Raw genomic sequence first — 7,061 nt, 5'->3', positions numbered from 1 at the left:
AGATCACGATCTACAGCTGGAGTACTACCTGCCCGCCGTCCTGGAGTCCGCGGACTCCCGGGTGGCGTGGCGGATCCTGCACGTCACCCGCGGCAAGCGGGCGCGGGCCGCCCCGGTGGCGCAGCTGTACGAGCAGCCCGGGTGCACCACGTCGGCCCGGCGCGTACGTTCGCGACGCTGGAGGAACAGATGACCACGTTCGTCGGCATGGGCGAGACGGAGGACTCCCCGGACCTGCTGGACACGCTGGTGTGGGCGCTGTGGGACCTGTTCCGGAGCACCAGGGGCACGTGGGCGCAGGGGACGACGAACGGCTGAGGGGGCATCGGTGATCGAGTCGCGCGGGCTGGAACCGAGACGGCGTCGGCGTGGACCGTGACCTCAACGCTCCGGCTGGTTCGTCCTTTGACCAGCGACTATGTGCGGGGACGGCGGTGACTAGGGATGTTGAGAACCGATTTCGTACTCTCAGCAAGCCTGCAACTATGCATCGCATGCATGTATGCTCGACTGAGCGGAGTAGTTTCCGCTTCGATAGCCCGGGAGTGCGATTGGCACAGGACTGGGTAGGGGCAGCACCGACCGCCCAGCCGCCAAGCAGAACGGTCGGCGCCGCCTTAACGCGGATCGGGCTACCGGTCGCCAAAGTGGTCACTGATCCAGATGGCTATCTGGATCAGCAGTAGACCCACCTTTAAGCGGCCGGTAGCTCGGCCTCCACGGTCTGGCCGTCGATGCTTGCCCATACACTGTCACCTCCCTCTCCGAACACCACCAGAGGTAGCGGTGGAATGTCCGGGGAGCGAGGCAGCAGTCAGCACCCGACCCGCGCTGGTGCTGAGGATACGCCCTTGGGCTCTTGTGTGCTCACGGTGTTGCACTAAATTGCGCTTGGTGCTTACAGACCGTCAATCGTTGCAGGTCGCGTAGCCTGGTCCCGCGGCGCGGGGCCAACTGCCTGGAGGGGCACCGTGGACCTGCGCTCCCTGATCATCGACGCCTGGTGGTTGAACTACAAGCCGGTCATGGCCAACCGGAGCCGTCCGGGCGGCAAGGCGTTCGCCGACGTCACGGCCTCCTGGGTGCCAGACGCGGACTTCCGTCGCCTGGCGGCGTACAAGCTGCTGGCTGCCTACGACAACGGGCAGGCCGGGCAGCTCGCCGCCGCAGCCGGGGCTGAGGGAGCCGAGGAGCGGCGGGAGCTGGGGGACGCGGCGAAGGTCATCGACACCGCGCTGGGCTACCTGCTCGGGTCGGAGCAGACCATCACGGTCGACGGCGCCGAGCACGCCTCCGAAGAGGGACCCTCGGTGGACGCGTTGGCCGCGGCCGAGTTGCAGGAACGGTCGCGCGGGTGGGCGGAGAAGGAGAACTTCCCGTTGCGCGTGCAGCAGGCCGAACGCTGCGCGGTGCGCTGCGGGGACGGGGTGTACACGCTGGCGTGGGAGCCGGCGAAGGGCCGGGTGCTGCTGCGTACGGTGGACCCGGGCTTCTACTTCCCGGAGTGGCCCGAGGACGAGCAGGACGCGGCGGAGTTCCCCACCCGGGTGCACTTCGCCTGGGAGCTGCCGGAGGATCGGGCGCGCGGGGTGAAGGCGCGGGCACGGCGCATCACCTATGAGCTTGGCTGGATCGGCGCGGCCACCCGGACGGTTACGGCCAGGGACGGCCGGCCGGTGCGCGAGCCCGTACTTGGGGCGGACGGCGCGCTGGCGTTCGTCAGCGGAGACCTGTTCGATGCCGGTACCGGTCGCATCACCCGCGTTTACCCGTGGGCGCTGGGCGCGCCGTCGGGGATCACCTGCTACTTCACCGACGCGGAGTGGCTGCTGGACGACCTCAAGGGCGGCCACGACGTGTACCACCTGCCGGAGGGCAAGGCGAGATACCGGGTGCGGTCGGACGGCGGGGTCCTGCATCGGCTGGATCTGATGGTGGACTTCATCCCGGTGATCCACCTGACCAACACCATCCCGGACGCGGGCGAGCACTGGGGGCAGCCGGTAGTCGCGAAGGTGATGCAGGCACTGGACGAGCTGTCGGCGACCGACTCGGACGCCTCGGCAGCCTCGGCGACCACGGGAACGCCGATCATCGGTCTATCCGGTGCCCGGCTGCCCGTGGACCGCACGACGGGGCAGCCCAAGCCGGTGAAGGTTCGCGCCGGAGAGGTGTGGCAGCTCAACGAGGGCGGACACCTCGAAGCCCTGGACACCTCCCGACAGCTCGCCGAACTGCGCTCACGCACCGACCAACTCCTCGACCGTATCGCCGTGAACTCGCGGCTGACCTCGGCTGGTCTGGGCACACTCGATCCTGGGGCGGTGCCTTCCGGCTATGCCCTGCAACTCGCGCTCGGTCCGTTGGACTCTTTGATCGCTTCGATGCGGCTGGCTCGCGCGCACAAGTACGTGCTGCTGCTGCGGATGGTGTGCCGCCTGCACCAGGCCGGGCAGGCGTGGCCCGCGGGCGAGACACTGCCTGCCCGCCTGGTGTGGGGCCCGCACACCCCGACCGACCGCGCGGCGGTGCTGGACGAGGTGGTCAAGGGCGTCACGGCGGGGGTGCTGGCGTTGGAGACCGGGGTACGGATGCTGGCCGGCGCCGGATACCCGATCGAGGATGCGTAGGAGGAAACCGAGCGCATTCAGAAGCGCGCCTTTGACGCCGCCGCCCGGCTTGCGGACGCCACCGGCGACAACGGCGCTGTACGTCAGTTCCTGGGGTTGCCACGGGTGAACTCGGAGATCCCCAACATATCGCTGTCGACAGATCGCGCGCAGCACATGCCTGTCGAGGACTCGACAAACAAGGGCGCGGTCTAGTACTTAAAGGGATCAGGGCACCCGTGGAGACGGAGAGTGACATGAGTTGGAAGAAAATGGAGGCATTTTTCGTACAGGTCAATAAGTCCTTCGGCATCCATTGCCGATTTTAGGAGATCGTAGAGGTCGAGCAATTTCATAACGTCACCTACGGCATATTCGATTTGGTGCGGGCTTAGCGTATCGGACATCCAGTCCGTGAAGCGGAGCCTTTTGTTAAGCCTTACATTGAAGTGATGCTGCATGAGGTATTTCAAGGAATGCTCCTCGGCGGGCGCCGACGGCGCGAGGAGCTTGGCGGCAATTTTGGTGCACGCGACATTGCGTGGCTCAGCCTTCCAGGCGTGTGCCATGAAAGAGAGGTCAAAAGGGGCGTGATGGAAGACCTTTTGCACCCGCTCATTCGACAGCAAACGCGTCAGCATGGGAGGTTCCTCGCCCGCTAGGCCCGTGATGATGAACGCACCGACTCCTGGGGAGTGAAGCTGGCAGGTGCCAATCTGTGCATCCTGTGGCTCCAGGCCGTTGGTCTCAATGTCCCAGGCCACTCTTCCGCTCGCAGCTAGCATGCCGTAAACTTCGGGGGGCAGGTCTCGTGAGAAAATTTCCACCTGCCCTGGGCTGCGCGCTTCACGGGTAGATTCTTGTGCTCGCACTAAGAACTCCCTCCAGGTCATCCTTGAAGAACTCAAAATAGGTACCGCCTTCGCGGCATGTAAGCGCCGGAACGGAGCCGCTGCGGCTGCCCTTGTGGTGGTAGAGGGTAACGACAAATCGATTGTCGATTCGATAGGCCGAGAAGACCCTCACCGCTGCGCTTACATAAATTTCGATTCGACCTGATTGGATATTCGTGTCAAGTCTTTTGTAATATTCGATTGTCTCATTGAGCCTGCTGCGGACGTCATCCTGCCCCATGTTGAAGCGAGTGGCCAGCATCTTGACGCACTCGCTGTGGCTTGGGTCGGGTAGGCAGACCCTGATTTTTGCATCGTTTCTAGAGGCGAGCTGCTGTAGCCTGGTCTGGTAGTTGTTGCGCCAAGTGGTCGCCCAAGCGGCGAAGATGTCGAGATGCCTGGCGGAGCTGAGATGTTCATCCCAGTTAATTACCTTGTTATAATCCATGTCAACCGACTCTAGTCCCGACACATGGATATCGTGCTTAAGTCTGAGGGCTGAGAGCATCTCATAGAAGAACGAGCGTCGGCCGACCAGATCCCAAAGGGTCGCCAGGGCAACCGAAACAATCAATAGGCCACCAAGCTGGTTGGCAAGCGTCCCAAGTGATTCATGATCTTTGAACCAACCAGTGCCGGATGCGTAAAGAAGCCCTAGTCCGGCTAAAAAAGCTACGCTTGACAGCAGCCAGTACTTCAGATTTGTGACCAATCGGTACGGGTTCCGCGCAGCCATCCGTCGCCCTCTCTCGTCTCCAGTAACGCTAGCCGGTACCACTGACAACGGGCCCCTGTCGCTCAGCGTCACAGGTGAGAGACGAACTGTATCGGTGCGGGCTGGGGTCCTCTGGGCAAAGCATGAAGACGGCGCGGCATGTGGAGCGACGCCGCTGAGCTCGGGACTCCAGCGCAGCTGGACTGTCTGTCGGCGCTGGGGCGCTGGAGACCACGGGATGGTTCACGTGACGCGCCGCTCGCTCCCCTTGCCGTTCACGCCGGTCGGGTTCCGTCGCGATGGGCGGCCGATCTACCCGGTGCTCGGCGCCTCGCCCGACGACCCCACCGTCCGGCCAACCGACGAGGACCCGGCGCCGCAGGCCGGCGTGTCGCAGGAGGATCTGGCCAGGCTGCTGGCGCGGGAGAAGTCGCAGGGTGGCCGTGCGGCTGTTCGGAAGTTGCTGGGCGAGCTCGGTTTCGAGACCGCCGAGGCGTTGACGGCGTACGTCGCCGAGCGGCGTGCGGCCGAGCAGGCCGCGGCTGTCGGAGGTAGAGCGGCGGGAACAGGCCGCCGCTGAGAAGATCGCCGCGGCTGAGGCGCGGGAGGCGCAGGCCGCGGCGAGGGAGCGGGCGGCGCTGCGCCGCGCGGTGCTGGCCGGGATCGGCGCGAGCGGTGAGGACCTGCGGGATGTGTCTGTGCTCCTGGAGCGGGACCTGGCCGAGCAGCCGGAGGCGGACGAGGCCGCGGTGACGGCGGCGGCCGAGGAGCTGAAGCAGCGCCGCCCGGCCCTGTTCGGCGGGCGCGAGGCGTCGCCGCCGGCGCCGGGCGGATCGCCTGCGGGCGGGCCCCCGCGGCGCGGGCAGGCCGCCGCGCCGCTGGGCGCGGGCGGCTTGGAGATGGCCCGTCGCCGCGGCTACCTGACCTGACCCCACCCTGGGCCGGACCGCGTCCAACAGCGGAGCGCCACCGGCCCTCCGGGGACCACGCCCCTTCTTCTCGTGGACGGCACTGGCTCGTACGGCGAGTGCCCGGACGCGTCCGTCGTTTCGCCGTACCGAGAAGAGAGGCCGTTGACCGTTCAGCCGATCACGACCACCGTGGAGTACACCGCCAACCGGCCCTGGCTGGCCGCGCTGCACGGCACCGATTCCACCGAGTCCATCACCCTGGACCTGCCGCGTTTCACCAAGGACGTCCACTACGTGGAGGGCGGTTTCGACCAGCCGCACGGGCGGGTGCTGTCCGGCGTACCGGTCGCCCGTGTCGATGCCAGCGGCCTGTACGGGCCCTACGATCCGGCCGCCACCGACGGCCGCCAGCACTTCGCCGGCCTGGTGTATGCCGACGCCTACTTCGCCCCCGGCTCGGCGAAGGTTCCGGCCGCGCTGCTGTGGCACGGCGTGGTGAAGGCCGCGAAGGTGCCCGGGGGCCTCGACCCGTCCACGATCGCCCCGTCCGCGACCGGTCCGCAGATCCGGTTCCTGTGAGTCGGGAGGCAACACGATGACCGAGTACGACCTGCTGCGCAGCGTCAGCACCGCGGACCTGACCACCTATGCCCGCCACATCCCCAGCCCGGCCGACTTCCAGCTCACCCGCGACGTCTTCCCCAAGCAGCGCATCTACGACGTCAAGTGGCGCATCAAGAACTCGGGCCGGTATGTCAACGTCGCCAAGTACCGCGCCTACGACGCGAGCGTGCCGTTCGCCGACCGCGAGGCGTGGCAGACCACCCGGGAGGGCATGCTGCCCGCGCTGGGCCAGAAGTTCCTGGTGACCGAGCAGCAGACGATCCTGCTGGAGACTTCCCGCGGCGCGGACGACGACGAGCTGGTGAAGCTGCTGTACGACGACGTGGAACGGCACGTCGAAGCGATCGACTCCCGCCTGGAGCTGGCCGCCGGCCAGGTGCTGATCACCGGCCGGATCTCCCTGGAGGGAGAGAACGGGCTGACCTACGAGGCGGATTTCGGGGTGCCGGAGGCGAACGTGCCCACGGCCGCCAAGCCCTGGTCGGACGCGACCGCGGACCCGATCGCCGATGAGCTGCGGTGGCTTCAGTACCTGGACGACCTCGGCGTCCCGGCTCCCGAGTTCGTGCTGACCTCGCGGAAGGCGGTGTCGTACCTGGCGTACAACAACGCCTACCGGGCCGCGTTCTACGGCAGCGTCTCGCCCTCGGCCACCCCGACCGCCTCCCTCAACCCGGCGCAGGTGACCACCGTGCGGGAGAACTACGGCCTGCCGCCGGTCCGCTTCTACCGCACCCAGGTCCGCGTCGACGGCCAGGCGGTGCGGGTGCTGCCGGAGGACCGGTTCATCTACATCCCCCCGGACCGCACCAAGTGGGGCCAGACCCTGTACGGCACCACGGCGGAGTCCCTGCTGCTCTCGCGCGGCTCCAACCCCCAGATCACCCGCGAAGACGCGCCCGGGGTGATCATCACCGCGAAGGTCGAGGACGACGCCGCGCAGATCTACACCAAGGGCGCGGCGGTGGCGATGCCCGTGTTGCACACGCCGGACGCGCACCTGTGCGCGAAGGTGCTGTGATGGCCGCCCGCCTGCGGGCCGCGGTGCACCTGACGCACCCCGACACCCGCGAACCGCTCATCCTCCAGCCCGGCGACACGCCCGAACCGGCCCTCACCGCGCTGATCACCAACCCTGCGGCGTGGGACAACGGCGAACAGCCGCCCGACGAGCCCGACGCACCGCGGCCGGACGGCCAGGACCCACCGTCCGAGCCGCCAGGGCAGCCTGCCGCCGGCCGCTCCCGCAAGACGACGGGCACGCCCGCCACCTGACCCCGCTCCGCCACTTCGGCCGGGCAACCGCGCG

The 7,061-nt window shown here is 67.2% G+C and carries 10 protein-coding genes; 8 read left to right on the top strand and 2 right to left on the bottom strand.

Translation table 11 applies throughout. The features are described 5' to 3' along the window. From RKE29_RS06745 to RKE29_RS06735, 3 genes are all read left to right on the top strand, one after another. A partial coding sequence (locus tag RKE29_RS06745) for a hypothetical protein (RefSeq protein ID WP_312004129.1) occupies positions 1-193 on the top strand: 193 nt, incomplete at its 5' end. After that, positions 190-318, top strand: coding sequence for a hypothetical protein (locus RKE29_RS06740; protein ID WP_312004128.1), 129 nt, complete (start codon positions 190-192; stop codon positions 316-318). The genes RKE29_RS06745 and RKE29_RS06740, both read left to right, overlap by 4 nt. 653 nt (positions 319-971) lie before the next feature. Next, on the top strand, positions 972-2,630 hold the full coding sequence (locus tag RKE29_RS06735; protein WP_312004127.1) for a hypothetical protein: 1,659 nt from the start codon (positions 972-974) through the stop codon (positions 2,628-2,630). 191 nt (positions 2,631-2,821) lie between these two features. On the opposite strand, the gene RKE29_RS06730 is transcribed toward RKE29_RS06735, so the two are convergent. Then, positions 2,822-3,481: a hypothetical protein gene (locus RKE29_RS06730; protein ID WP_312004126.1), complete on the bottom strand. Its 660-nt coding sequence runs from the start codon at positions 3,479-3,481 to the stop codon at positions 2,822-2,824. Next, entirely contained in the window at positions 3,456-4,238 is a 783-nt protein-coding gene (locus RKE29_RS06725; RefSeq protein WP_312004125.1) for a hypothetical protein, read from the bottom strand. Before RKE29_RS06725 ends, RKE29_RS06730 begins: the two co-directional genes overlap by 26 nt. Before the next feature lie 217 nt (positions 4,239-4,455). On the opposite strand from RKE29_RS06725, the gene RKE29_RS06720 reads away from it, so the two are divergent. The 5 genes from RKE29_RS06720 to RKE29_RS06700 all read left to right on the top strand — a co-directional run bounded on the left by RKE29_RS06720 (position 4,456) and on the right by RKE29_RS06700 (position 7,027). Further along, a complete protein-coding gene (locus RKE29_RS06720) occupies positions 4,456-4,797 on the top strand; it encodes a hypothetical protein (protein ID WP_312004124.1) in 342 nt (113 codons plus the stop codon). Further along, positions 4,739-5,146, top strand: a complete 408-nt coding sequence (locus tag RKE29_RS06715) for a hypothetical protein (RefSeq protein ID WP_312004123.1) — start codon at positions 4,739-4,741, stop codon at positions 5,144-5,146. Before RKE29_RS06720 ends, RKE29_RS06715 begins: the two co-directional genes overlap by 59 nt. A 144-nt stretch (positions 5,147-5,290) precedes the next feature. Further along, positions 5,291-5,707 (top strand): head decoration protein, encoded by a 417-nt coding sequence (locus RKE29_RS06710; protein WP_312004122.1) that lies wholly within the window; start codon positions 5,291-5,293, stop codon positions 5,705-5,707. A gap of 16 nt (positions 5,708-5,723) precedes the next feature. Further along, positions 5,724-6,773, top strand: a complete 1,050-nt coding sequence (locus RKE29_RS06705; protein ID WP_312004121.1) for a major capsid protein — start codon at positions 5,724-5,726, stop codon at positions 6,771-6,773. Further along, a complete protein-coding gene (locus RKE29_RS06700; RefSeq protein WP_312004120.1) occupies positions 6,773-7,027 on the top strand; it encodes a hypothetical protein in 255 nt (84 codons plus the stop codon). Before RKE29_RS06705 ends, RKE29_RS06700 begins: the two co-directional genes overlap by 1 nt. Positions 7,028-7,061 lie beyond the last annotated feature (34 nt).

The sequence above is a fragment of the Streptomyces sp. B1866 genome (genome assembly GCF_031932565.1).
Classification (GTDB): domain Bacteria; phylum Actinomycetota; class Actinomycetes; order Streptomycetales; family Streptomycetaceae; genus Streptomyces.
The sequence above is the reverse complement of the archived record's forward strand: the minus strand, read 5'-3'. Positions and strand labels throughout refer to the sequence as shown.